This is a genomic window from Streptomyces wedmorensis (assembly GCF_000716445.1).
GTDB lineage: Bacteria > Actinomycetota > Actinomycetes > Streptomycetales > Streptomycetaceae > Streptomyces > Streptomyces wedmorensis.
The window spans coordinates 97,389-120,701 of the sequence record NZ_JNWK01000023.1 but is presented as its reverse complement, the minus strand read 5'-3'; the positions used below and the strand labels follow the sequence as shown (position 1 = coordinate 120,701).

The 23,313-nt window shown below is 71.0% G+C and carries 22 protein-coding genes; 9 read left to right on the top strand and 13 right to left on the bottom strand.

Annotation, left to right across the window (positions count from 1 at the left end):
* Positions 1 to 61: 61 nt before the first annotated feature.
* Both gabT and OO54_RS43690 read left to right on the top strand, forming a co-directional pair.
* Complete coding sequence (gabT, locus tag OO54_RS19805) at positions 62 to 1,396, top strand: 4-aminobutyrate--2-oxoglutarate transaminase (RefSeq protein ID WP_033204830.1); 1,335 nt, start codon at positions 62 to 64, stop codon at positions 1,394 to 1,396.
* Between the two features lie 118 nt (positions 1,397 to 1,514).
* Positions 1,515 to 2,279, top strand: a complete 765-nt coding sequence (locus OO54_RS43690; protein ID WP_078905266.1) for a phosphatase PAP2 family protein — start codon at positions 1,515 to 1,517, stop codon at positions 2,277 to 2,279.
* On the opposite strand, the gene OO54_RS19800 is transcribed toward OO54_RS43690, so the two are convergent.
* The 8 genes from OO54_RS19800 to OO54_RS19765 all read right to left on the bottom strand — a co-directional run bounded on the left by OO54_RS19800 (position 2,215) and on the right by OO54_RS19765 (position 11,942).
* Entirely contained in the window at positions 2,215 to 4,017 is a 1,803-nt protein-coding gene (locus OO54_RS19800) for a chitinase (RefSeq protein ID WP_033204828.1), read from the bottom strand. The genes OO54_RS43690 and OO54_RS19800 overlap by 65 nt on opposite strands.
* 135 nt (positions 4,018 to 4,152) lie before the next feature.
* Positions 4,153 to 4,629: a bifunctional DNA primase/polymerase gene (locus OO54_RS19795; protein ID WP_033204826.1), complete on the bottom strand. Its 477-nt coding sequence runs from the start codon at positions 4,627 to 4,629 to the stop codon at positions 4,153 to 4,155.
* 114 nt (positions 4,630 to 4,743) lie between these two features.
* Positions 4,744 to 6,162 (bottom strand): NAD(P)/FAD-dependent oxidoreductase, encoded by a 1,419-nt coding sequence (locus OO54_RS19790; protein WP_033204824.1) that lies wholly within the window; start codon positions 6,160 to 6,162, stop codon positions 4,744 to 4,746.
* 37 nt (positions 6,163 to 6,199) lie between these two features.
* Positions 6,200 to 6,994, bottom strand: a complete 795-nt coding sequence (locus OO54_RS19785; RefSeq protein WP_017235893.1) for an ABC transporter permease — start codon at positions 6,992 to 6,994, stop codon at positions 6,200 to 6,202.
* Positions 6,994 to 7,920 carry an ABC transporter permease gene (locus OO54_RS19780; protein ID WP_017235894.1) on the bottom strand — a complete coding sequence of 309 codons (927 nt, stop codon included), beginning with the start codon at positions 7,918 to 7,920 and terminating at the stop codon, positions 6,994 to 6,996. The genes OO54_RS19785 and OO54_RS19780 overlap by 1 nt, the downstream gene beginning before the upstream one ends.
* Positions 7,917 to 9,086: an ABC transporter ATP-binding protein gene (locus OO54_RS19775; RefSeq protein ID WP_033204823.1), complete on the bottom strand. Its 1,170-nt coding sequence runs from the start codon at positions 9,084 to 9,086 to the stop codon at positions 7,917 to 7,919. Before OO54_RS19775 ends, OO54_RS19780 begins: the two co-directional genes overlap by 4 nt.
* 44 nt (positions 9,087 to 9,130) lie before the next feature.
* Positions 9,131 to 10,378, bottom strand: coding sequence for an ABC transporter substrate-binding protein (locus OO54_RS19770; RefSeq protein ID WP_033204822.1), 1,248 nt, complete (start codon positions 10,376 to 10,378; stop codon positions 9,131 to 9,133).
* Positions 10,379 to 10,427: 49 nt separating this feature from the next.
* On the bottom strand, positions 10,428 to 11,942 hold the full coding sequence (locus OO54_RS19765) for a gamma-aminobutyraldehyde dehydrogenase (protein WP_033204820.1): 1,515 nt from the start codon (positions 11,940 to 11,942) through the stop codon (positions 10,428 to 10,430).
* Between the two features lie 175 nt (positions 11,943 to 12,117).
* Here OO54_RS19765 and OO54_RS19760 point away from each other — a divergent pair, with 175 nt between their 5' ends.
* The gene (locus OO54_RS19760; protein ID WP_033204818.1) at positions 12,118 to 12,666 is read left to right on the top strand and encodes a riboflavin biosynthesis intermediates N-glycosidase; all 549 of its coding nucleotides are present in this window, start codon (positions 12,118 to 12,120) and stop codon (positions 12,664 to 12,666) included.
* 174 nt (positions 12,667 to 12,840) lie between these two features.
* Here the strand turns inward: OO54_RS19760 and OO54_RS19755 are convergent, their stop codons facing one another.
* The gene (locus OO54_RS19755; RefSeq protein WP_033204816.1) at positions 12,841 to 13,530 is read right to left on the bottom strand and encodes a DUF4190 domain-containing protein; all 690 of its coding nucleotides are present in this window, start codon (positions 13,528 to 13,530) and stop codon (positions 12,841 to 12,843) included.
* A 75-nt stretch (positions 13,531 to 13,605) separates the two neighbouring features.
* Between OO54_RS19755 and OO54_RS19750 the strand changes: the two genes are divergently transcribed.
* The 6 genes from OO54_RS19750 to OO54_RS19725 all read left to right on the top strand — a co-directional run bounded on the left by OO54_RS19750 (position 13,606) and on the right by OO54_RS19725 (position 19,285).
* Positions 13,606 to 14,637, top strand: a complete 1,032-nt coding sequence (locus tag OO54_RS19750) for an adenosine deaminase (RefSeq protein ID WP_033204815.1) — start codon at positions 13,606 to 13,608, stop codon at positions 14,635 to 14,637.
* Between the two features lie 19 nt (positions 14,638 to 14,656).
* Positions 14,657 to 15,346, top strand: coding sequence for a glycerophosphodiester phosphodiesterase (locus OO54_RS19745; RefSeq protein WP_033204813.1), 690 nt, complete (start codon positions 14,657 to 14,659; stop codon positions 15,344 to 15,346).
* Positions 15,343 to 16,134, top strand: a complete 792-nt coding sequence (locus OO54_RS19740) for an SAM-dependent methyltransferase (RefSeq protein WP_033204812.1) — start codon at positions 15,343 to 15,345, stop codon at positions 16,132 to 16,134. Before OO54_RS19745 ends, OO54_RS19740 begins: the two co-directional genes overlap by 4 nt.
* Positions 16,134 to 17,300 carry a sensor histidine kinase gene (locus OO54_RS19735; RefSeq protein ID WP_033204810.1) on the top strand — a complete coding sequence of 389 codons (1,167 nt, stop codon included), beginning with the start codon at positions 16,134 to 16,136 and terminating at the stop codon, positions 17,298 to 17,300. Before OO54_RS19740 ends, OO54_RS19735 begins: the two co-directional genes overlap by 1 nt.
* Positions 17,297 to 17,980 (top strand): response regulator transcription factor, encoded by a 684-nt coding sequence (locus tag OO54_RS19730; protein ID WP_017235903.1) that lies wholly within the window; start codon positions 17,297 to 17,299, stop codon positions 17,978 to 17,980. The genes OO54_RS19735 and OO54_RS19730 overlap by 4 nt, the downstream gene beginning before the upstream one ends.
* 129 nt (positions 17,981 to 18,109) lie before the next feature.
* On the top strand, positions 18,110 to 19,285 hold the full coding sequence (locus OO54_RS19725) for a serine hydrolase domain-containing protein (RefSeq protein WP_033204808.1): 1,176 nt from the start codon (positions 18,110 to 18,112) through the stop codon (positions 19,283 to 19,285).
* Positions 19,286 to 19,324: 39 nt separating this feature from the next.
* Here OO54_RS19725 and OO54_RS19720 read toward each other — a convergent pair whose 3' ends face one another.
* From OO54_RS19720 to OO54_RS19705, 4 genes are all read right to left on the bottom strand, one after another.
* Positions 19,325 to 19,861, bottom strand: a complete 537-nt coding sequence (locus OO54_RS19720; RefSeq protein ID WP_033204806.1) for a hypothetical protein — start codon at positions 19,859 to 19,861, stop codon at positions 19,325 to 19,327.
* 30 nt (positions 19,862 to 19,891) lie between these two features.
* Positions 19,892 to 20,425 (bottom strand): HXXEE domain-containing protein, encoded by a 534-nt coding sequence (locus OO54_RS19715; RefSeq protein ID WP_033204805.1) that lies wholly within the window; start codon positions 20,423 to 20,425, stop codon positions 19,892 to 19,894.
* Positions 20,426 to 20,437: 12 nt separating this feature from the next.
* On the bottom strand, positions 20,438 to 21,601 hold the full coding sequence (locus OO54_RS19710; RefSeq protein ID WP_033204804.1) for a polyamine ABC transporter substrate-binding protein: 1,164 nt from the start codon (positions 21,599 to 21,601) through the stop codon (positions 20,438 to 20,440).
* A 143-nt stretch (positions 21,602 to 21,744) separates the two neighbouring features.
* Complete coding sequence (locus tag OO54_RS19705; RefSeq protein WP_033204803.1) at positions 21,745 to 23,181, bottom strand: gamma-aminobutyraldehyde dehydrogenase; 1,437 nt, start codon at positions 23,179 to 23,181, stop codon at positions 21,745 to 21,747.
* Positions 23,182 to 23,313 lie beyond the last annotated feature (132 nt).

The following is a 23,313-nucleotide window of genomic DNA, read 5'->3' as shown; positions in this document are numbered from 1 at the left end:
CCCCGGCCTAGCCTGCGGAGGAAACCCGCAAGTGCGTCCAGAACACCCCCAGGAGCCCCGCATGAACGCTGTCCCGCAGGAGCGGCGCGTCGTCACCGCCATCCCCGGCCCGAAGTCGCAGGAGCTTCAGGCCCGCCGCCTCGACACGGTCGCCGGTGGCGTCGGCTCCACGCTGCCGGTCTTCACCGCGCGGGCCGGCGGGGGCATCATCGAGGACGTCGACGGCAACCGCCTGATCGACTTCGGCTCCGGCATCGCCGTGACCTCGGTCGGCGCGTCCGCCGAGGCCGTCGTGCGCCGCGCCTCCGCGCAGCTCCAGGACTTCACCCACACCTGTTTCATGGTGACGCCGTACGAGGGTTACGTGGAGGTCTGCGAGGCGCTGGCCGAGCTGACCCCGGGCGACCACGCCAAGAAGTCCGCGCTGTTCAACTCGGGCGCCGAGGCCGTCGAGAACGCGGTCAAGATCGCCCGCTCGTACACCAAGCGCCAGGCCGTCGTCGTCTTCGACCACGGCTACCACGGCCGTACGAACCTCACCATGGGCATGACGGCGAAGAACATGCCGTACAAGCAGGGCTTCGGTCCGTTCGCCCCCGAGGTCTACCGCGTGCCGGTCGCCTACGGCTACCGCTGGCCCACCGGTGCCGAGAACTGCGGCCCCGAGGCCGCCGCCCAGGCGATCGACAACATCACCAAGCAGATCGGCGCCGAGAACGTCGCCGCGATCGTCATCGAGCCGGTCCTCGGCGAGGGCGGCTTCATCGAGCCGGCCAAGGGCTTCCTGCCGGCGATCGTGAAGTTCGCCAACGACAACGGCATCGTCTTCGTCGCGGACGAGATCCAGTCCGGCTTCTGCCGCACCGGCCAGTGGTTCGCGTGTGAGGACGAGGGCATCGTCCCGGACCTCATCACCACCGCCAAGGGCATCGCGGGCGGTCTGCCGCTCGCCGCCGTCACCGGCCGCGCCGAGATCATGGACTCCGTCCACGGCGGCGGTCTGGGCGGCACCTACGGCGGCAACCCGGTGGCCTGCGCCGCCGCGCTGGGCTCCATCGAGACGATGAAGGAGCTCGACCTCAACGGCAAGGCGCAGCGCATCGAGGAGGTCATGAAGGCCCGTCTGACCGCGATGGCCGAGAAGTTCGACGCCATCGGCGACATCCGCGGCCGTGGCGCCATGATCGCCATCGAGCTGGTCAAGGACCGCGCGACGAAGGAGCCGAACCCGGAGGCCGCGGGCGCGCTCGCGAAGGCCTGCCACGCCGAGGGCGTGCTGGTCCTGACCTGTGGCACCTACGGGAACGTGCTGCGCTTCCTTCCGCCGCTGGTCATGGGCGAGGACCTGCTGAACGAGGGCCTGGACGTCATCGAGAACGCGTTCGCCCAGATCTGAGCCGTCCGGGTCCTCCGGGCCCGGGACTCACACACGGTGTGAAGACTCTGTGGGGGGCCGATGGCGGGATGTCTTTCCCGCTGTCGGCCCCCTCTTCTCTGGCGTACGGTTTCTGCAGATGAGAGAAACACCCCGGGCGGAGCCTCCCCAGCCCCGCCCACACCGTGCCTTCGCGCACACCGCCGGCGCCTCGTGCTCCGGGACTCCTCACCGATCGGATGGCCGCACGCCCCATACCCCCCGGGGCGCGCGGCAGCCCGATCCCCTCGGCCGCCCTGGAACCACCCCCCCTGTTCCAGGGCGGCCGGCTCTCTTCTCGGCGCTCGTCGCCCTCGCCGTCGTGACCTGGCAGGTGCTCGTCCACGGCCCCTTGGCCAGGCTCGACGAGCGGGTGTCCCGGTCCTTGGTGGACACGGTTCCCCGCCGTCTGAGCGAACTCGCCTCCGACCTCGGCAACATGACGGTCGCCCTCCCGGTCCTCGCCTGCGCCATGGCGTACGCGGTGTGGCGCGGGCGCCGCGCCGCCGCCCTGTACGCGGGGCTGGCCATGGCCGCCGTACCCCTCCTGGTGATTCCGCTGAAGGAGTGGACCGCTCGTCCCGGCCCGCTGGAGCCCTGGGCCCACGGCTACTACCCGTCGGGCCACACGGCCACCGCGATGGTGGCCTACTTCGGCGCCGCCCTCCTCGTCTCGAACCGACTGGTCCCCGTCGCCGCCGTGCTGACGGCGGTGACGGGGACCGGGCTCGTGCTGCGGGGCTTTCACTGGCCGCTGGACGTGCTGGCCAGCCTCTGTCTGGGGCTGCTGATCCTGGCCGTCAGCTCCAGTTGTACGAATCGAAGTTCTTCGAGAAGGCCCACTGGTTGTAGCGGTCCCAGTTGATCGACCAGGTCATCAGGCCGCGCAGGGCGGGCCAGGTGCCGTGGGTCTGGTAGGTGCCGCAGTCGGTCTTCTTCGTCAGGCAGTCCAGGGCCTTGTTCACCTCGGCGGGGGCGGTGTGGCCGTTGCCGGCCTGGGTGGAGGCGGGGAGGCCGATGGCGACCTGGTCGGCGCGGAGGGCCGGGAAGAAGCGGTCGGTGTTGCCGGCGACGGGGAAGCCGGTGAGGAGCATGTCGGTCATGGCGATGTGGAAGTCGGCGCCGCCCATGGAGTGGTACTGGTTGTCGAGGCCCATGATGGAGCCCGAGTTGTAGTCCTGGACGTGCAGCAGGGTGAGGTCGTCGCGCAGGGCGTGGATGACGGGCAGGTAGGCGCCGGCGCGCGGGTCCTGGCCGCCCCAGGGGCCGGAGCCGTAGTACTGGTAGCCGAGCTGGACGAAGAAGGTCTCCGGGGCCATCGTCAGGACGAACTTCGCGCCGTACTTGGCCTTGAGGGTCTTGACCGCCTGGATCAGGTTCACGATGACCGGGCTCGTCGGGTTGCGGAAGTCGGTGTCGCCGGTCTGGAGCGAGAGCGAGTGGCCCTCGAAGTCGATGTCGAGGCCGTCGAGGCCGTACTCGTCGATGATCTTCGAGACGGAGGAGACGAAGGTGTCGCGGGCGGCGGTGGTGGCGAGCTGGACCTGCCCGTTCTGGCCGCCGATGGAGATGAGGACCTTCTTGCCGGCGGCCTGCTTGGCCTTGATGGCGGCCTTGAACTCGGCCGGCGACTCGACGCCCGGGCACTCGGCGACGGGGCAGAGGCTGAAGCGGATGTCGCCGGAGGTCACCGAGGTCGGTTCGCCGAAGGCGAGGTTGACGACGTCCCAGGAGTCGGGGACGTCGGCCATGCGGGTGTAGCCGGAGCCGTTGGCGAAGCTGGCGTGGAGGTATCCGACGAGGGCGTGCGCGGGCAGGCCGCCACCCCCGCCTCCGCCGCCCGAGGTGGTCGTCGCGGTCACGGCGGCCGACTTCGGGGATTCGCCCGCGCTGTTCACGGCGGTGACCTGGAAGGTGTACGGGGTGGAGGCCGTGAGTCCGGTCGCGGTGGCCGAGGTGCCGGAGACGGTCTGGACCTTGGTGGCGCCCTGGTAGACGTTGTACGAGGTGGCGCCGGAGACCGCGGCCCAGGTGAGCGGCACGGAGCTGGAGGTCGGGGAGCCGGCCGCGAGACCGGTGGGGGCGGCCGGGAGCTGGACCGGGTCGCCGCCGGGGCCGTACAGCGAGAGGTCGTCGGCCTGGTAGGCGGGGGTGCCGTACCAGCCGTGCGTGTAGATCGTCACCGAGGTGGTGGAGGCGCCGGTGGTGAAGGTGGTCGCGAGGCGCTGCCAGTCGGGGGCGGATCCCGTCCAGGTGGAGACGTCGGTGGTGCCGGTGCCGGTGGCGCCGAGGTAGACGTAGCTGCCGCGGACCCAACCGCTGAGCGCGTACGAGGAGTTGGGCTTGACGGTGACGGTCTGGGAGCAGCGGGCGTTGTCGCTGCCGGCCGGGGTGGCCTGGAGCGCCTTCGTCCCGCCGCGCACGGGCGAGGAGACGACGGCTCCGCTGCCCGCCGTGCAGGTCCAGCCGTCGAGGCCCGCTTCGAAGCCGCCGTTGCGGGCGAGTTCGGTGTCGGCGGCCTGGGCCGCGGGGGTGAGCGCCAGGAGTCCGCCGGCGGCGAGGACGCCCGCGAGGAGCAGGGTGAGGGGTCTGGTGCGGTCCACAACTGCCTCCGGGGGTGGGGGAATCGAGGTGGGAGCGCGCCACAGCATGGTCCAGACCAATCAAGTGGTCAAGACCTCTACCCGTTCTCCGCCCGCGCCCGGACCCCCTTCGACCCGCCCTTCACTCCCGGCCGGTCACCCCGCCGACTCCCCTTCCCTCCCGGCCAGTCGCCCCGCCGCCTCGTGCATCGCCAGCTCCAGGAGCGAGGCGTCGTTGAGGGTGCCCGCCCCGTCCGGAGCCACCAGCCAGCGCACTCCGCCGGTCGACCGTCCGGGGTACGGGACCACGATCCAGGTACCGGCGCCGGCGCTGCGCACCCCGGTGCCGATCCAGCGGGCGGCGGTGCCCGGCGGGACGAAGAAGCCGATGCGGGCGTCGCCGAAGTCGGCCAGGACGGGGCCCGGCCGGTCCACGAGACGGTTCAGCACGTCGAGCGCGGGATGGCCGAGCTCGCCCGGCAGGATCAGCACGTCCCAGCGCCTGCCGGCGGGCAGCAGCGCGACCCCGTGCGGGTTGCGCTCCCACTCCCACCGGCAGGCGTCGGGATCGGGTGCGACCGAGGTCAGCCACTCCACCGCACTCTTGACGCCGGAAGCCCCCGTACCAGTCATCACAACCGTCTCCTCTCCGTGTGGACGCGGTGTCCACCCGGAGAGAGCGGGTACGGGGGCTTCTCTTACGCGGGTTCCGCTACCCGCCGGTTGTGACCTGCGTCACAGGCTGGTTCAGCTGTCGAAGCCGAGGCCCAGCCGGTCCATCGTCTTCAGCCACAGGTTGCGCCGGCCGCCGTTCTCGTCGGCGCGGGCGAGCGCCCACTTGGTGATGCCGATACCGGCCCAGGCGACCGGTTCGGGCGGGAACGGCAGCGGCTTGGAGCGGACCATGCTCAGCTCGGTGCGCTCCGTGCGCTCCCCCGCGAGCAGGTCGAGCATCACGTCCCCGCCGAAGCGGGTCGCGCCGACGCCGAGGCCGGTGAAGCCGGCCGCGTACGCCACCTTCCCCTGGTACGCCGTGCCGAAGAAGGCGGAGAAGCGCGAGCAGGTGTCGATGGCGCCGCCCCAGGCGTGGCTGAAGCGGAGCCCCTCCAGCTGCGGGAAGCAGCGGAAGAAGTGCTCGGCGAGCTTCAGGTACGTCTCCGGACGGTGGTCCATCTCGGCGTTCAGCTTGCCGCCGAAGGGATAGACCGCGTCGTAGCCGCCCCACAGGATGCGATGGTCGGCGGTGATCCGGAAGTAGTGGAACTGGTTGGCGGAGTCGCCGAGACCCTGCCGGTTCTTCCAGCCCACGGACGCGAGCTGCGCGGGGCTGAGCGGCTCGGTCATCAGCGCGTAGTCGTAGACCGGGACCGTGTAGGGCCGGACGCGCTTGACCAGGGACGGGAAGACGTTCGTGCCGAGCGCGACCCGGCGGGCGAGCACCTTGCCGTACGGGGTGTGGACGCCGACGCCGGCGCCGACCGAGACCAGCCGCAGACCGGGCGTGTTCTCGAAGATCCGTACGCCCAGGTCGAGACAGGCGCGCTTCAGGCCCCAGGCCAGCTTGGCCGGGTGGAGCATGGCGACCCCGCGCCGGTCCCACATGCCGCCGAGGAAGGTCGGCGAGTCGACCTCGGCCCGTACGGCGTCCCGGTCCAGGAACTCCAGGCCGTCGGCGAGACCGAGCCGGTCGGCCTCCTCGTACCACTCGTGGAGCTCCTCCACCTGGTACGGCTCGGTGGCCACGTCGATCTCGCCGGTGCGCTCGAACTCGCAGTCCAGGGAGTAGCGGGCGACCGTCTCCTCGATGGCGTCGAGGTTGCGCTCGCCGAGCTTCTCCAGCTTCGGCAGCTCGCCCGGCCAGCGGGCGAGCCCGTTGCCGAAGCCGTGGGTCAGGGAGGCGGCGCAGAAGCCTCCGTTGCGGCCCGAGGCGGCCCAGCCCACCTCGCGGCCTTCGATCAGTACGACGTCCCGGGCGGGGTCGCGCTCCTTGGCGAGGAGCGCGGTCCACAGTCCGCTGTATCCGCCGCCGACCACGAGGAGATCGCACTTCTCGGTACCGGTGAGGGCGGGCAGGGCGCCGGGCTTGCCGGGATCTTCCAGCCAGAAGGGGACGGGCTGGGCGTCGGAGAGAGATTGTGCAGCGAGACGCATGGCGACTGGGGCCATGGTTTCCAACTCCTTCGGTGCCTGAGACGACCTTCGCTCAGGCTGTTGCTGTTTTCTTGCGCCGGTTCGTAATGATTTGCCCGGCCACGACCACCAGTACCGCGAGGACGAACATCGCGGTGCCGATGACGTTGATCTGAACGGGGGTTCCGCGCTGCGCCGAGCCCCAGACGAACATGGGGAAGGTGACGGTGGATCCCGCGTTGAAGTTGGTGATGATGAAGTCGTCGAACGAGAGCGCGAAGGCGAGCAGCGCACCGGCGGCGATGCCCGGCGCGGCGATCGGCAGGGTCACGCGGAGGAAGGTCTGCGTCGGCCCGGCGTAGAGGTCGCGCGCGGCCTCCTCCAGGCGCGGGTCCATGGACATGACGCGGGCCTTGACCGCCGTCACGACGAACGACAGGCAGAACATGATGTGGGCGATCAGGACCGTCCAGAAGCCCAGCTCGATCCCCATGTTGAGGAAGAGGGTGAGCAGCGAGGCGGCCATGACGACCTCGGGCATCGCCATCGGCAGGAAGATCAGCGAGTTGATCGCGCCGCGCGCCCGGAAGCGGTAGCGGACCAGCGCGAAGGCGATCATCGTGCCGAGGACGACCGCGCCGACCGTCGCCCAGGCGGCGAGCTGGAGGGAGAGCGAGAGGGACTCGCACATGTCGGCGACGCCGCAGGGGTCCTTCCAGGCGTCGAGCGAGAACTCCTGCCAGGAGTAGTTGAAGCGTCCCTTCGGCTTGTTGAAGGAGAACGCCATCACGACGAGGTTCGGCAGGATCATGTACGCGAGCGTCAGCAGGCCCGCGATGACGACCAGGTTCTTGCGGATCCAGCGCATCAGACCAGGTCCTCCGTTCCGGCACGGCGGATGTACACGGTGACCATGCCGAGCACGATCGCCATGAGGATGAAGGAGAGCGCGGCCGCCGTCGGGTAGTCGAGCACCCGCAGGAACTGCGACTGGATGACGTTTCCGACCATCTTGGTGTCGGTCGAGCCGAGCAGTTCGGCGTTGACGTAGTCGCCGCTCGCCGGGATGAAGGTGAGCAGGGTGCCGGAGACGACGCCGGGCATCGACAGCGGGAAGGTCACCTTGCGGAAGGTGGTCGCAGGGGAGGCGTACAGGTCCTGCGCGGCCTCGTGCAGCCGGCCGTCGATCCGCTCCAGGGAGGTGTAGAGGGGCAGGATCATGAAGGGCAGGAAGTTGTACGTGAGGCCGCAGACCACGGCCATCGGCGTCGCGAGGACGCGGTCGCCCTCGGTCCAGCCGATCCAGCTGGTGACGTCCAGGACGTGCAGCGCGTTCAGCGCGTCGACCACGAGGCTGTCGTCGGCCAGGATCGTCTTCCACGCGAGCGTGCGGATGAGGAAGCTGGTGAAGAACGGCGCGATGACCAGGACCAGGAGCAGGTTGCGCCAGCGGCCGGCCTTGAAGGCGATCAGGTACGCCAGCGGGTAGCCGAGCAGCAGGCACAGCAGGGTCGCGGTCCCGGCGTACAGCACGGAGCGGACGAACTGCGGCCAGTACTCCTGGAAGGCGTCCCAGTAGGTCTGGAAGTGCCAGGTGACCTCGAAGCCCTTCTCCAGGGAGCCGGTCTGCACCGAGGTCGAGGCCTGGTAGACCATCGGCAGCGCGAAGAAGACGAGCAGCCAGATGATGCCGGGCAGCAGCAGCCAGTACGGGACGAGCCGCTTGCGCGTGGAAGGCTTGCGCAGAACCGGTTCCTCTATGGGGGGAGCCTCTTTCGTCAGGGTCGCGGTCACGAGGCGTCCTCCACCGTCTCCACACCCGCGTCGATGTCCTGCGCCGCGTCGAGCCCGAAGGTGTGCGCCGGGTTCCAGTGCAGGACGACCTCGGCACCGGGCACCAGGCGGGTGTCGCGCTCGATGTTCTGCTCGTACACCTGGAGCTCCGCGCCGGCGGGCGAGTTCACCACGTACTGGGTGGAGACGCCGATGAAGGAGGAGTCGGCGATCCGGCCGGTGACCCGGTTGCGGCCGTCGGCGATCGAGCCCGCGTCGTCGGCGTGCGCGAGCGAGATCTTCTCGGGGCGGACGCCCACGAGGACCTTGCCGCCCTGGCGGACGGCGGAGGTACAGCGGTCGCCGGGGACCCGGAGCTTGCCGCCGCCGGCCGTGACGAGCACGTCGGAGCCGGTCTCCAGGACCTCCGCCTCGATCAGGTTCGAGGTGCCGAGGAAGTTGGCGACGAAGGTGGTCTGCGGGTTCTCGTACAGGTCGGCGGGGGCGCCGAGCTGCTCGACCCGGCCGCCGTTCATCACCGCGACCTGGTCGGCCATCGTCATGGCCTCCTCCTGGTCGTGGGTGACGTGCACGAAGGTGATGCCGACCTCGGTCTGGATGCGCTTGAGCTCCAGCTGCATCTGACGGCGCAGCTTGAGGTCGAGGGCGCCGAGCGGCTCGTCGAGGAGCAGCACCTGCGGGTGGTTGATGAGCGCGCGGGCCACGGCCACGCGCTGCTGCTGGCCGCCGGAGAGCTGGTGCGGCTTGTGGTGCGCCTTGTCGCCGAGCTGGACGAGCTCCAGCATGTCGTCGACCTGCTTCTTCACCGACTTGATGCCGCGCCGGCGCAGGCCGAAGGCGATGTTCTCGGATATGTCCATGTGCGGGAAGAGCGCGTAGGACTGGAAGACGGTGTTGACCGGCCGCTTGTACGGCGGAAGGTCGGTGACGTCCTTGTCGCCGAGGAAGACGGTGCCGGTGCTCGGGTCCTCCAGGCCGGCGATCATGCGCAGCGTGGTGGTCTTGCCGCAGCCGGAGGCGCCGAGCAGGGCGAAGAAGGAGCCCTGCGGGACGGTCAGGTCGAGCGGGTGGACGGCGGTGAAGGAGCCGTACGACTTGCTGATCCCGGTGAGACGGACGTCGCCGCCGCCCGTGTTCTTTCCAGTGTGAGCAGTCTTGTCAGTCATGGGTTGCGGTCCCAGGGGAGTGAGAGAGGTGGACGACGTCGGGCTCAGGCGCCGATGAGCTTGGCGAACTTCTCCTCGTACGCCGTCTCCTCCGCGCTGGTGAGCGAGCGGAAGGCGTGCGACTTCTTGGCCATGGCCTTGTCCGGGAGGATCAGCGTGTTGTTCGCGAGCTCGGGGTCGATCTTGGCGAGCTCGTCCTTCACCCCGTCGACGGGGCAGACGTAGTTGATGTACGCGGCGAGCTGGGCGGCGACCGGGAGCTCGTAGTAGTAGTCGATGAGCTTCTCGGCGTTCGCCTTGTGCCGGGACTGCGCGGGGACGAGCAGGTTGTCGCTGGAGGTGATGTATCCGGCGGACGGGATGGAGTACCGGATGTCCGGGTTGTCCGCCTGGAGCTGGATGACGTCACCGGCCCAGGCGAGGCAGGCCGCCAGGTCGCCCTTGTCCAGGTCCGAGGTGTAGTCGTTGCCCGTGAAACGGCGGATCTGCTTCTTGTCGACGCCCTTCTGGAGCCGCCCGATCGCCTCGTCGTAGTCGGCGTCCGTGAACTTCCCCGGGTCCTTGCCGAGGTCGAGCAGGGTCATGCCGACGGAGTCGCGCATCTCCGTGAGGAAGCCGACCCGGCCCTTGAGGGAGGGGTCGTCCAGGAGCTGGGTGACCGAGTCGACCTTCTTGCCGCCGGTCGCCTTGACGTTGTACGCGATGACGGTGGAGATGCCGGTCCACGGGTACGAGTAGGCGCGACCCGGGTCCCAGTCGGGGCTGCGGAACTGGGCGGAGAGGTTCGCATAGGCGTGGGGCAGGTTCGAGGCGTCGAGCTTCTGCGCCCAGCCGAGCCGGATGATCCGGGCCGCGAGCCAGTCGGTCACGCATATCAGGTCGCGGCCGGTGTCCTGGCCGGCCGCGAGCTGCGGCTTGATCTTGCCGAAGAACTCGACGTTGTCGTTGATGTCCTCGGTGTACTTGACCTTGATCCCGGTGCGCTTGGCGAACGCCTCCAGGGTCGGGCGGGACTTCTCGTCCTCGCTGATGTCCATGTACTCGGTCCAGTTGGAGAAGGCGACGCTCTTCTCCTTGGCCGACACGTCGATGGACGCGGGGCCCTGGCCCTCCCGCTTGGCCGGCGGGATGCCACAGGCGCTCAGGCCGGCGAGGCCGCCGACGGTGAGCGCTCCGACGCCGCCCGCGCGCAGCATCGAACGGCGGCTGAGGGCGCCCCGGCCGCTCGTCATGCTGCGCCGTATCGCCGCGAGCTGAGCGGCGGACAGGCTGTCGGGCTCGTACTGCTCCATGCGCTGTGCCCTTTCGGGATGGGTGGGCCGCTGGTCGGGCGGCGAGCTTCTATCGGTCCCCGAAGATCGTGCGGTGCCAATCCTTTGCCGCCACCGCCGTGTTGTCGAACATCACATGCTTGACCTGCGTGTACTCCTCGAAGGAGTACACCGACATGTCCTTTCCGTAGCCGGATGCCTTGGTGCCGCCGTGGGGCATCTCGCTGATGATCGGGATGTGGTCGTTGACCCACACGCAGCCCGCCTTGATCTCCCGCGTGGCACGGTTGGCGCGGTAGACGTCGCGGCTCCAGGCGGAGGCGGCGAGGCCGTACGGGGTGTCGTTGGCGAGCCGGATGCCCTCGTCGTCGCCGTCGAAGGGCAGGGCCACCAGGACCGGGCCGAAGATCTCCGACTGCACGACCTCGCTGTCCTGTGCGGCGCCGGTGATCAGGGTCGGACGATAGTACGCACCGTCCTTGAGGTCGCCGCCCGGGGCTTCGCCGCCGGTGACGACGGTGGCGTAGTCGCGGGCGCGCTCGACGAAGCCGGCGACGCTGTCGCGGTGGCGGTGGCTGACGAGCGGGCCGAGGTCGGTGCCCGGCGCGAAGGGGTCGCCGACGCGGACGGTCTCCATCAGCTCGGCGACGCGGGCGACGAAGGCGTCGAAGAGCGGACGCTGGACGTACGCGCGCGTGGCGGCGGTGCAGTCCTGGCCGCTGTTGATGAGGGAGGCGGCGACGGCGCCGTGGGCGGCGGCCTCCAGGTCGGCGTCGTCGAAGACGACGAAGGGGGCCTTGCCGCCGAGTTCGAGGTGCAGCCGCTTCACGGTGGCGGTGGCGACCTCGGCGACCCGCTTGCCGACCGGGGTGGAGCCGGTGAAGGAGGTCATGACGACGTCGGGGTGGCCGACGAGGTGCTCGCCGACGACGCGCCCGGAGCCGCTGACGATGTTGATCACACCGTCGGGGATGCCGGCCTCCTTCGCCGCCTGCGCGAACATCAGCGAGGTCAGCGGGGTGAGCTCGGCGGGCTTGAGGACGATCGTGTTGCCTGCGGCGATCGCCGGGAGGATCTTCCAGGCGGCCATCTGGAGCGGGTAGTTCCAGGGGGCGATGGAGCCGATGACACCGATCGCCTCGCGCCGGACGTACGAGGTGTGGTCGCCGTCGTACTCGGCGGCCGACTGGCCCTGGAGGTGACGGGCGGCGCCCGCGAAGAACGCCGTGTTGTCGATCGTGCCGGGCACGTCGAACTCGGTGGTGAGCTTCAGCGGCTTGCCGCACTGGAGCGACTCGACCCGCGCGAGGTCGTCCGCCCATTCGGCGAGGACGCCGGCGAGGCGGTGCAGCGCGTCGGAGCGCTCGCCCGGGGTGGCGCCCGCCCAGCCGGGGAAGGCGGCCTTGGCGGCGGCGACGGCCTCGTCCACGTCCGCCGTGGAGGCGAGCGCGTAGGTGTAGACGCTCTCTCCTGTCGCCGGATCGATCACGCTGTGTTCCCGACCGGAGGTTCCGGCCCGGAGCCGCCCGCCGATGTACTGTGCGCCGTCCGCGAAGCGGTCCGTCACCTGGAAGCGGTTGCCCATGACGCTCTCCGTTGTCCCAGCTCGAATTGAGTGCCGATCCTGACATGGGGAAGGTGCCTCAACAAGTGATTCCGTTGTTGCCTTTTGGTTACGCGACGGAATCGGTCGACCATGTGTCGAGGCAGCCGGAAAATCTCCGTACGGAGTGTCAGTGGCGGCTGCCAGACTCGCATGCATGAACAAGATCGATGAGCTGACACAGCAGGTCAACAGGGGTGACCGTCTGAAGTGGCTGCTCTTCTGGGGTCACCGTCCCCACCCGGACGGGCGCCTCTCGGCGAGCTGCCTGAGCCAGTGGTGGCCGGCGCCCTTCACGGTCGACGGAGTGGCGTACGCGACCGCCGAGCACTGGATGATGGCCGCCAAGGCCCGCCTCTTCGGGGACGCCGAGGCCGAGCGGGCCGCACTGGCCGCCCGTACCCCCGCCGAGGCCAAGAAGGTCGGCCGGCTCGTGCGGGGCTTCGACGACGCCGTGTGGCAGCGGGAGCGGTTCGGGATCGTCGTCGAGGGCAGCGTCCACAAGTTCTCCTCGAACGAGGGCCTGCGGGCGTTCCTCCTCGGCACCGGGGAGCGGATCCTCGTGGAGGCCAGCCCGGTGGACCGCGTCTGGGGCATCGGGCTGGCCGCCGACGACGCCGGCGCCCACGACCCGGCCCGCTGGCGCGGCCTGAACCTCCTGGGCTTCGCCCTCATGGAGGCCCGGGACCGGCTGCGCGGCTCCTGACGCACGAGCGGGCGCGGAAGGGGCGGATCTCCCTGACGCGCGAAAGGAAGGGGCGTCCCTTCCTGGCGCACGACAGGAAGGGACGGCGCTTCCTGTCGCACGACCGGACACGGGAAGCACGCGAAAGGGCCCCGCACCTCGGTGAGGTGCGGGGCCCTTGCCGGCCGTACGGCCTCAGCGCTGGATCTCGAGCACCAGGTTCGACGAGTACGGGTCCCCGTCGGTGGAGTCGTCGAAGCTCGAGGAGTCCTGGGCGATGGCCCAGATGATGAAGCCCAGGAAGACGGCGCTCACCAGGATGCCGATGGAGCCGAGCACGACGCCCGCGAGGGCCATGCCCCGGTTCGTCGCCTCGCCCCGGGCCGCCTTCTTCATGCCGATGATGCCGAAGATCAGGGCGAGGACGCCGAGGATCACCCCGAGGCCGTACATGCAGAACCCGGCCACCGCGATGATGCCGAGCACCATCGCGGTCGTGCCCATGCCGTTGGACGGCGTCGGCTGCCAGCCCGGCTGGGCGTAACCCGAGCCGTAGCCCGGGTAGCCGTAGCCGGACACGGCCGGGGGCGTCGGCGCGGCCGGCTGCGGGGCCGGTGCGGCCGGGTAGCCGTAAGCGCCGGGCGTGGCCGGCGGGTAGCCGTACGCGTCGGGCGTGGCCGCCGGGCCGCCCGGGGCGACCGGGGGCGGCGGCACCTCGCCGCCGGGGCCGGTGGCGGCCGGCATCGACGTGACCGTCATCTGGTCGTGCACGGGCGGTGGCGTCGGCGTAGGCGACTTGCTCAGTTCCACCCCGTCGCGGTTCGGCGGAGCCCACGGGTCCGCCGGGTCGTACCCGCCCTGCGGCTGGTCTCGGTTGTCAGACATGGGCCTCCCCCATCGTGGTCACGCCATGCTACGACCTCACCCTTGCGAGGGACCCGACCGGCCTACGATGATCCGATGACCGACCTCCACCCCTTCATCGCCGGCCTTCCCAAGGCCGAGCTGCACGTACACCACGTGGGCTCCGCCTCTCCGCGGATCGTCGCCGAGCTCGCCGCCCGGCACCCCGACTCCAAGGTCCCCACGGACCCCGAGGCGCTGACCGACTACTTCACCTTCACGGACTTCGCGCACTTCATCGACGTCTACCTGTCCGTCGTCGACCTGGTCCGCACGCCAGAGGACGTCCGGCTGCTGACGTTCGAGGTCGCCCGGGACATGGCCCGGCAGAACATCCGGTACGCCGAACTCACCATCACCCCGTACTCGTCGACCCGCCGCGGCATCGACGAGCGCGCCTTCATGGCGGCCATCGAGGACGCCCGCAAGGCGGCCGAGGCCGAGTTCGGCACCATCCTGCGCTGGTGCTTCGACATCCCCGGCGAGGCCGGCCTCGCCTCCGCCGAGGAGACCGCGCGGCTCGCGACGACCGACGGGATCCGCCCGGAGGGCCTGGTCTCCTTCGGCCTCGGCGGCCCGGAGATCGGCGTGCCGCGCCCGCAGTTCAAGCCGTACTTCGACCTGGCCCGCGCGGCCGGGCTGCACTCCGTCCCGCACGCCGGCGAGACCACCGGCCCGGAGACCGTCTGGGACGCGATCCGCGACCTCGGCGCCGAGCGCATCGGCCACGGCACCAGCTCGGTCAAGGACCCGGCGCTCCTGGCGTACCTCGCCGAGCACCGGATCGCCCTGGAGGTCTGCCCGACGTCGAACATCGCGACCCGGGCGGTCGCCACCCTGGAGGAACACCCGATCCGGCAGATGGTGGACGCGGGGGTCCTGGTCACGGTCAACAGCGACGACCCGCCGATGTTCGGCACGGACCTGAACAACGAGTACGCGGTCGCCGCCCGTCTCCTCGGCCTGGACGAGCGCGGTGTCGCCGACCTCGCCAAGAACGCGGTGGAGGCCTCGTTCCTCGACCCGGCCGGCAAGGCCCGGATCGCCGCCGAGATCGACACTTACACGAACGCGTGGCTGGCGCGCTGACGGCGACGAGAATGGGGCCATGCGCTCCGTCACTGTCGTAGGCCATCGCGGCGACCCGTACCGCATCCGTGAGAACACGCTCCCCTCGATCGCCTCGGCGATCGAGCGGGGGGCGGACGCCGTCGAGATCGACGTGCGGCTGACCGAGGACGGCGTGCCCGTCCTCCTCCACGACGACACCCTGAAGCGACTGTGGGGCCACGACCGGCCCCTCGCCTCGCTCACGCACGACCAGGTCCGCGAGCTGACGCACGACGGGGTGCCGACCCTCCGCGAAGCGCTGATCGCCGCCGGGGACCACCGGCTGATGCTCGACCTGCCGGGCGGGAACGAGGACTCGGTCCGCCGGATCGTCGGCACGGTCCGCGAGTGCGGCGCCGGCGAGCGGGTGTACTACTGCGCCGGGGCCGTCGCCATGCTCCAGGTGCGGGCCGCCGACCCGGCCGCCGAGATCGCCCTCACCTGGACCACGCTCGCCCCGCCCCGGCGGGTGCTGCTCGACGCGGTGCGACCGCGGTGGCTCAACTACCGTTTCGGGCTTGTGAGTCGGGAGCTGAGCGAGCGGGTGCACCGGGACGGGCTGCTGGTCTCCTCCTGGACGGCCGACACCAAGCGCACCATGCGTAAGCTGATCTTGAACGGGGTGGACGCCATCACCACGAACCGCGTCGACGCCCTCTCCGCCGTCCTGCGAAAGGCTCACGCGTGAACGACCGGATCCGGACCGACATCGCCCACAACGCCCGGGTGTGGAACTACTGGCTGGGCGGCAAGGACAACTACCCGGTGGACCGCGCCGTCGGCGACCAGGTCACCGGCTTCTACCCAGGCATCGGCGAAGTCGCCCGCGCGGACCGGGCGTTCCTCGGCCGGGCGGTGACCCATCTGGCCGCCGACGCGGGCGTCCGCCAGTTCCTCGACATCGGCACGGGCCTGCCGACCGCCGACAACACCCACGAGGTCGCCCAGCGGGTCGCCCCGGACGCCCGGATCGTCTACGTCGACAACGACCCGATCGTCCTCACCCACGCCCGGGCGCTCCTGACGAGCGCGCCGGGGGGCGTCACCGAGTACGTGGACGCGGACGCGCGGGACCCGGAGAAGATCCTCGCGTCGGCCGCCGCGACCCTCGACCTCTCCCGCCCGGTCGCGGTGCTGATGCTGGGCATCCTCAACTTCGTCCTGGACACCGACGAGGCGCGGTCGATCGTGCGGACGCTGATGGCGGCCGTCCCGTCCGGCAGCCACCTGGTCCTGACCCACCCGACCCTGGAGCCGGAGCTCGGCGGCGAGGGCAACAAGGCGGCGATGGCGTTCTGGAACGAGCACGCGACCCCGCCGATCACCGCCCGCACCCGCACCGAGTTCGCCTCCTTCCTGGACGGGCTCGACGTCCTGGAGCCCGGCATCGTGTCGTGTGCGCGCTGGCGCGCGGACGGGACGGACGGGGCCGCGCACGAGGTGGCCCAGTTCGGCGCCGTGGGCCGCAAGCCGTAGTGGACATACGGGGGGACCTGCGGAGCCGCTGGGAGCAGGTGCGGGGCTGGGGCACGGCGAACCCGTGGGCGGTGGACATCGGGATCGCGCTGCTCGTTCAGGCGGCGATGACGATGCCGTTCGTGGTGCCGCGCGGGCCGGAGCTCGAACCGGCGACCTGGCCCGCGTACGGACTGACGACGCTCACGGTGCTGCCGCTGGTCTGGCGCCGGCGCGCGCCGCTCGCCGTCCTGCTCGCGATCCTGGCCGCGAGCGCGCTGTACAAGCTGGCCGTGGAGGGGCCGGGGCAGCCGCTGCCGTACACCGGGCTCGTCAGCGTGTACACGATCGCCGCGCTGTCGCCGGCGTGGCAGCGGCTCACGACGGCGGCCCTGCTCGTGGTCGCGGTGCCGGCCTCGGTGTGGCTCAACACCAAGTCGGCGCGCGAACTGACTTTCTCGCTCTTCGTGTTCGGGGCGGCGTACGTCTTCGGACGACTCCAGGACGCCCGGCAGCGGGCGCACCGGGTCGAGGCCGAGCAGGCCGCCGCGCGTGAACGGGCCCGGATCGCCCGGGAGATGCACGACATCCTGTCGCACGCGGTGAGTCTGATGGTCGTGCAGGCCGAGGCCGGGCCGGTGGCGGTACGGGCGGCGCCCGCGCGCGCGGAGGCCGCGTTCGAGGCGATCTCCGAGACGGGCCGGGAGGCGATGGCCCAGCTGCGCCACATGCTGGGGGTGCTGCGCGAGGGCGACGAGGGCACGGCCCCTCGACGGCCTCAGCCGGACCTCGCCGGCATCCCGGACCTGGTGGCCCGGGTCCGGGCCGGCGGCCTGACCGTCGACTACGAGACGGAGGGCGGGGTGCGGGCCCTGCCGGCGGCGACCGGCGCGAGCGCGTACCGGATCGTCCAGGAGGCGCTGACGAACGTGGTCAAGCACGCCCAGGCCCGCAGGGCCGACGTCCGGCTGGCCTACGCGGACGGGGTCCTGCGGGTCACCGTCACGGACGACGGGCGCGGCCCGCGGCCCGGGTCCGGCGGGCACGGTCTCGTGGGGATCCGGGAGCGGGCCGCCGCACACGGCGGGACGGCGGCGATGGGTCCCGGCCCGGCCGGCCGGGGTTTCGAGGTGCGGGTGCTGCTGCCCGTGCCTTCCGGGACGGAGACGGCGGAGGCGGGGAGATGACGATCCGGGTGGTGGTGGCGGACGACCAGGAACTGGTCCGCAGCGGTTTCGCGATGATCCTGGACGCGCAGCCGGACATCGAGGTGGTCGCGGAGGCCGGGGACGGGGCGGAGGCCGTCGAGGCGGTGCGGAGGCTCGCGCCGGACGTGGCACTGCTCGACATCCGGATGCCCCGGACGGACGGCATCGAGGCCTGCCGGGCGATCAGCGCGGAGTCCGGCTGCCGGACGGTGATCCTGACGACGTTCGACACCGACGCGTACGTGTACGAGGCGCTGCACGCGGGCGCGAGCGGTTTCCTGCTCAAGGACGTGCGCCGGGACGACCTGGTGCACGCCGTACGGGTGGTGGCGGCGGGCGACTCGCTGCTCGCGCCGTCGGTGGCCCGGCGGCTCGTGGAGCAGTACACGGCGGGTGGTCCGCGCCCGGCGGCCCCGGGCCCCGACCCGCGGCTCGACGTGCTGACCGGCCGCGAGCGGGAGACGCTGCTGCTGCTCGCGCGCGGGCTGTCGAACGCGGAGATCGCGGCCGAGCTGGTGGTCAGCGACCACACGGTGAAGACGCACGTGGGGAACGTCCTCGCCAAGCTGGGGCTGCGCGACCGGATCCAGGCGGTGATCTGCGCGTACGAGACGGGGCTCGTGTCGGCGGGCTCTCCCCCGCCCGGGGGAGGCGGGTAGCCCGGCCCTCCCCCTCGTCGGCGAGGAACCGGTCCCCCGAAGACCGCCGACGCGGGCGATCCGCGGATCGCCCGCCGGTCATCAGGATGGAGCCATCGAGAACAACGGCTCACACCAACGGAGTTGACCATGAGGAAGTCCACCCGCACGCTGCTCGCCGCCGCCCTCGTCCTGGGCGTCGCCTCGGGTCCCGCGCTCGCCCCGGCCTTCGCCGCGGCGCCCCCGGCGGCGGCCGCGTCCCCGGCGGCCGCGCCGTCGAGCCCGGACCTGAGCGCGGCGATCGCCGGTCTCCCCCGCGCCGACGCGACGGCGGCGCTGGTCCGAGTGGGCGGCACCGAGGGCTCCTGGCAGGGCAGTTCGGGTGTCCACGATCTGGAGACGAACGCCCCCGCGGACCCGGCCGCCCGCTTCCGGGCCGGTTCGGTGACGAAGGTGTTCACGGCGGCGACCGTCCTCCAGCTGGCCGCCGAGGGCCGGATCGACCTGGACCGCACGGCCCGCTCGTACCTGCCGGACCTGATCCCCGGCCGGTACGCGACGGTGACCGTGCGCCAGCTCCTGAACCACACGCACGGCATCCCGGCCGCCGCCATGCCGGGCGAGACGGTGGAGGAGTGGTACGCGAACCGGTTCGTGGTCCACCGCCCGGAGGAGACGGTCCGTTCGGCGACGGCGCAGCCGCGCGAGTTCCGGCCCGGCACCCGTCAGCACTACCTCAACATCGGCTACACGGTCGCCGGCCTGATCGTGGAGCGGGTCACCGGCGACACGTACGAGCACCAGGTGGAGCGCCGGATCCTGCGGCCGCTCGGCCTGCGCGACACGTACTTCCCGGGCGAGGCGGCCGAGATCACCGGGCCGTACAACCACGGCTACCAGACCATGCGGCTCGACGACGGCGCGACGGGGCTCCGTGACGTCTCGGTGTGGGGGACGACGGACGGCTGGGCCGCCGGCGACATCGTGTCGACCACCGCCGACCTGGAGCGTTTCACCCGGGCCCTGTTCGCGGGCCGGGTGGTGCGCGGTCCCCTCCTGGAGGAGATGTTCACCCTGCCGAAGGTGACGGACCTGAAGTCGGGCGATCCGGCCGCGTACTCCGCCGGGCTGTCCATGAAGCGGCTCGGCGGTCGCGAGGTGTGGGGCAAGACCGGCGGCCGCTGGGGGTACAACGCGGCCGTCGCCTCGACCCGCGACGGCTCGCGCACCCTCGTGTACAGCGTCAACGCCACGGACGCCAAGGGCCAGGACATGAACCGCACCGCCCTGACCCTGATGGTGGCGGCCTACGGCCTGCCCGGCTAGGGCCTGTCCGGCGGATCAGGGCCGGACAGCCCCTGGGGCTCAGGCGGGCACGGCCACGGCCGTCGGCGCCGTCGCGGCCTCCAAGCGCTTGATCATCCGGCGTACGTGGAGCAGCGGCAGGATCCCGATGACGCCGAACGACATGTCGATGACCGACCACCAGAAGGGGATGCCCCGGATCGGGCCGCAGATCAGGGCGAGCGGGATGATGCCGACGCAGGCGATCATCCCGAACTCGACGACCCAGATGTTGCGGACGGGGTCGCGGTACACGCCGTAGAAGGCGACCGCGATGACGAGGTGCGCGAAGGCCAGCCAGTCGGTGCCGTAGAGGACGTACGGGGCCTCGCGGTCGGTGGCCTCGACGCCGTCCCGCACCCGGTGGATCCACTCGGCGAGACCGGGGAGCAGATCGGCCACGGGCGCGGCCCAGCCGGTCAACGCGGAGTCGAGAAAGCGGAGTTCGGTCACGAGCGGGAAGGCGGTGGCCCCGCTCAGGACCAGGCAGACGACGAAGACGACCAGCCAGACGCGGATGCTCTTGAGAAGGGCTCTCGGCCCGTTCGTGTCGTTCACGGGAACAGCGTACGCCCCTCTTGAACGTGTTCAGAAACGGGGTGCGAGTCTCCGCGCGACGGCGTGCGAGGCCACCGTCGCCCCGGCCGCCACCGCGAGACCCGCCACCACTCCCCCGAGTCCCGCGGGCCGCAGCACCCCGGCCCGCCGCAGCCGGCCCCGGGCCCACAGGGAGAAGGGGACGACGACGAGCGGCGAGGTGACCGAGCCGGGGGTCACCCCCCGCACGGCGGCGGCCTGCACGAGATGGACGAGACCGTGCAGTCCGAAGCCGTTCACCGCGCCCTGGTAGAAGGCGGACCGGCCGCCCGAGCGGGCGCCCGCCACGGAGGCCGCCCCGACGATCACCGCCATCGCCCCGACGGCCAGGGCGAATTCGCGGTCGTCGACCCCCTCGGCCGCCCGCCACACGGCCTCCGGGACTCCGGGGAAGCGCTCGCGCAGTCCCGGCAGGTTCTCCCGGAGCCAGCGCGGACCGAACGCCAGCTCCTCGGCGTCGTGCACGGCCCAGGCGAGGAACAGCCCATAGGTGACAAGCGGGTTCGGCTTCGATGTGGTGGTCACATCCCGCTCAACTCACAGCCCGACGATGGCGTTCCACCTCTTCGCGAAGTCCTGGCGCTCGCCGGCGCCGATGTCCCGGGCGATGGCGAGCCGTCCCCGCATGGCGCTGTCGGGGAAGATCAGCGGGTCCTCGGCGAGGGCCGCGAGCTCCTCGTCGCCGGAGTCGGCGAGGACGGCCTGGGCGGCCGGCACCGGGCAGACGTAGTTGACCCAGGCGGCGAGTTCGGCGGCGACCTCGGGCTCGTAGTAGTAGTCGACGAGCTTCTCCGCGTTGCCCTTGTGCTGGGCGAGGTTGGGGATCAGCAGCGACTCGGCCCAGAGCTCGGCGCCCTCCTCGGGGACGACGAACTCGATGTCCGGGTTGTCGGCCTGGAGCTGGATGACGTCGCCCGAGTACGCCTGGCAGGCCAGCACGTCGCCGGTGGACAGGTCCTTGATGTAGTCGTTGCCGGTGAAGCGCCGGATGTGCCGCGCCCGGACGAGGCCCTCGACCTGCTCGCACAGGGCGTGGAAGTCGTCGGCGGTCCACCGGGTCACGTCGACGCCGTTGCCCATCATGAGCAGCGCGAACGACTCGTCGAGGCCGGAGAGCAGGGTGACCTTGCCGCGCAGGTCGTCGGCCCAGAGGTCCTTGGTCGAGCGGAGTTCGCGGCCGAGCTTCCTGCGGTTGTACGCGATGCCGGTGACCCCGGACTGCCAGGGCACGCTGTGCAGCCGGCCCGGGTCGAAGGCGGGCGAGCGGAGCTGCGGGCCCAGGTGCCGTGCGACGTTCGGCTGGGCGGCGCGGTCCATCTCCTGGACCCAGCCGAGGCGGACGAAGCGGGCGGCCATCCAGTCGCTGACGACGATCAGGTCACGGCCCGTCACCTGGCCGTTCATGAGGGATGGGCCGATCTTGCCGAAGAACTCGTCGTTGTCGTTGATCTCCTCGGTGTACCGGACGGAGATACCGGTGCGTTCCCGGAAGGCGTTCAGGGTGGGGCGCGCGGACGTGTCGTCGTCGTCGGTGTCGATGTACAGCGGCCAGTTGGCGAAGTCGACCGTGCGGTCCCTCGCGGACAGGTCGCGCCCGGCCCGCTCGCCCTCGTCGACGTAGGCCGGGGGCACTCCGCAGCCGGCGAGCAGGGCCGCGGCCCCGACGCCGCCGGCGCCGCGCAGCAGGGACCGGCGGGACACGTGCTTGCTGACAGTCGCTCTCACCCGGCCAGCATCCCGGGCGGCCGTCACCTGCGGCAATGGACGGTCCGTCGAGCGACGGCGCGCGGCCCCGACACCCTGTCGATCAAGGTGTCGGGGCCGCGCGGGGGTCCGGGGCGGGATCAGCCCAGGGAGGTCATGACGTGCTTGATGCGCGTGTAGTCCTCGAAGCCGTAGGCGGAGAGGTCCTTGCCGTAGCCGGACTTCTTGTAACCGCCGTGGGGCATCTCGGCGACCAGCGGGATGTGGGTGTTGATCCACACGCAGCCGAAGTCGAGGGACTTGGACATGCGCATCGCGCGCGCGTGGTCCTTGGTCCAGACGGAGGAGGCGAGGGCGTACTCGACGCCGTTCGCGAACTCCAGGGCCTGGGCCTCGTCCGAGAAGGACTGGACGGTGATGACCGGGCCGAAGACCTCGTTCTGGATGATCTCGTCGTCCTGGTTCAGGCCGGAGACGACGGTCGGGGCGTAGAAGTAGCCCTTGTCGCCGACGCGGTGACCGCCGGCCTCGACCTTGGCGTGGGCCGGGAGGCGCTCGATGAAGCCGGTGACCTGCTTCAGCTGGTTGGCGTTGTTGAGCGGGCCGTACAGCACGTCCTCGTCGTCCGGCTGGCCGGTCTTCGTCTCGGCGGCGGCCTTGGCGAGGGCGGCGACGAACTCGTCGTGGATCGACTCGTGGACGAGGACGCGGGTGGCGGCCGTACAGTCCTGGCCGGCGTTGAAGAAGCCGGCGACCGAGATGTCCTCGACGGCCTTCTCGATGTCGGTGTCCTCGAAGACCACGACGGGGGCCTTGCCGCCCAGCTCCAGGTGGACGCGCTTGACGTCCTTGGCCGCCGACTCGGCGACCTGCATGCCGGCGCGGACGGAGCCGGTGATGGACGCCATGGCCGGGGTCGGGTGCTCGACCATGGCCTTGCCCGTCTCACGGTCCCCGCAGACGACGTTGAAGACGCCCTTGGGCACGATCTGCCCGATGATCTCGGCCATCAGGACGGTCGACGCCGGGGTCGTGTCCGAGGGCTTGAGGACGACGGTGTTGCCCGCCGCGAGGGCCGGGGCGAACTTCCACACGGCCATCATCATCGGGTAGTTCCACGGCGCGACCTGCGCGCAGACGCCGACCGGCTCGCGGCGGACGATGGAGGTCATGCCCTCCATGTACTCGCCGGCCGAACGGCCCTCCAGCAGCCGGGCGGCACCCGCGAAGAAGCGGATCTGGTCCACCATCGGCGGGATCTCCTCGCTCGCGGTGAGGGCGACCGGCTTGCCGGTGTTCTCGACCTCGGCGGCGATGAGCTCCTCGGCGCGCTCCTCGAACGCGTCCGCGATCTTGAGGAGTACCTTCTGGCGCTCGGACGGCGTGCTGTCGCGCCAGGCGGGGAAGGCCGCCGCGGCGGCCTCCATGGCGGCGTCGACGTCGGCCTGTCCGGAGAGCGGGGAGGTGGCGTACACCTCGCCGGTGGCCGGGTTGACCACCTCGATGGTGCGGCCGTCGGCCGCGTCGCGGAACTCCCCGTTGATGTAGTTACGCAGCCGGCGCAGCTCGGTGGTCACTTGCCACCCCTCCTGTCACGTTCTGTCTTCGCACGTCCTTGTGCGGTGTCCCGATGGGCGAGACACCTCAGCCTAGTCGCTCGACTGACGCTTTCAATAGCCCCGACCCCCCGCAACTTCGGATTCAGTGAG